The organism is Catalinimonas locisalis, from assembly GCF_038039535.1.
Lineage (GTDB): Bacteria > Bacteroidota > Bacteroidia > Cytophagales > Cyclobacteriaceae > Catalinimonas.
Genome location: NZ_JBBPHP010000097.1, coordinates 1 through 1,905 on the forward strand (window position 1 = coordinate 1; position 1,905 = coordinate 1,905).

The 1,905-nt window shown below is 45.7% G+C and carries 1 protein-coding gene; it reads left to right on the forward strand.

All coding sequences use genetic code 11. From position 1 onward, the window contains the following. The first annotated feature begins 544 nt into the window (after positions 1 to 544). On the forward strand, positions 545 to 1,852 hold the full coding sequence (ltrA, locus tag WJR50_RS33975) for a group II intron reverse transcriptase/maturase (RefSeq protein WP_341297773.1): 1,308 nt from the start codon (positions 545 to 547) through the stop codon (positions 1,850 to 1,852). Positions 1,853 to 1,905 lie beyond the last annotated feature (53 nt).

Genomic DNA, 1,905 nt, shown 5'->3' on the forward strand with positions numbered 1-1,905 from the left:
TGTGTGTGCCTTGAATGGTAAATATAGTTCTTTAAAAGGATGTCCCAAAGGGTGAAAGTTCTTGTGTAATATTCACCAGGAAATAGTCCCGTAGGCGGGGGAGTCGTTACCCCAAGCTAAGCAAGTGGCAAGGTTGTCAGAGGTGACTCTGGAACTGAAGTAAGCCAGACTGCGGTGCCTGTACTGACGAACAGAAACTACATACCGAGGCTATGAGGTCGGATGAGGTAACACATCATACCGAAGTCCAAAACTTCTTGAAGAAGTCAGCGCCAAAATAGTAGATGTAGCAGAGATAGGCACAAGCCGACGCGGCGCGGGGTATTTACCTTACCAAGGGAGATCTACTCCTTCGGGAGTAGAAGTCAGCAGAGGTCATAGTAGTTACTGGAAACGAGCTGTCACCGAATGGATAAAGGCAGAGGTCTCACAAGGTGATGAAGGGCCGAACGTTAAATTCGTCCTGAATGCTACCAGGAGGTTTACAGATTAAGAGTCTGCCAGCCTGGTATTAGGAAGGACAGGTAGTTGAAAGTAGTAAAGGATGATTGAAAAGGTAATCAGTCGAAAGAACATACAGAAAGCATACCTCCAGGTCAGAGCTAATAAAGGCTCCGCAGGCGTGGACGGTATGACCGTAAATGATCTGCCTAAGTTCCTAAAGGAGCGACAGGATAAGATCGCTACAGCCGTATGCAATGGCAAATACCTTCCTCAACCTATCTTAGGGGTAGAAATCCCCAAAAGCAACGGCAAGAAACGTCTATTAGGCGTGCCAACTGTCGCTGACCGCGTGTTACAGCAGGCGGTTAGCCAGGTGATTGGTCCAAAGTTCGAGCTGGAGTTCAAAGAACACAGCTACGGATTCAGACCCAATCGCAATGCCTTACAAGCTGTAAAGCAATCGCAGAAGTACATCAATGAAGGCTATCAGCATATCGTTGATATAGACCTGAAAAGCTTCTTTGATGAAGTGGATCATTGTTTACTTCTACAGCTTGTCTACCGCAAGGTAAAATGTCCGTTCACGATGCGCCTGATTCGCAAATGGCTAAGGGCTCCCATTCAAATCAATGGGAAACTAGTCAAGCGCAGAAAAGGGGTTCCGCAGGGTAGTCCTCTCTCACCTATCCTTTCCAATATCATGCTTCATGAGTTGGACAAAGAAATGGAGAAAAGAGGACTTAAGTATGTCCGCTACGCAGATGACTTCAGTATTTATACAAAAAGTCAGTCTGAAGCTCGCCAAGTAGGAAACAGTATTTTCTTGTTCCTCAGGGATAAGTTAAAGCTACCTATCAACCGACAGAAAAGTGGAATACGAAAACCTGTGAACTTCGAGATATTGGGATACAAGTTTGTTCCAATATTTGAGAAGGGGGTGAAAGGACAATACCAACTTACGGTAAGCAACAAAAGCTGGAAGTCTCTGAAAAGGGAATTGAAAGCTATCACCAAGAAAACCATCCCTAGTTCTCTATCTGAACGCTTAGCTAAGCTTAAACAAATCCACAGAGGTTGGCTCAATTACTTCCGTTTGGGAAATATCCATGCCAGACTCAAGAATTTGGATAACTGGCTAAGAAGCAGAATCAGGTATTGCATATGGCACGACTGGAAGAAACCCGAGAGGAAAAGGAAGAACCTTATCCGGTTGGGTATCCGGTACGGTCAGGCATACGCCTGGAGTAGAACGAGAATGGGTGGTTGGGCAGTGGCACTAAGCCCCATCCTGAAAAACACAGTCACAAAGGCTAGACTTAGGAAAAGAGGCTTTGAACCTATGCTGAATTATTACTTGAAGATTTCCCAGAGATTTAACGAACCGCTCAGTACGAGACCCGTACGCTGAGTGGTGTGTGAGGCGCACTGGCAGTCAATTGACTGTCAGCCGTCTACACGATT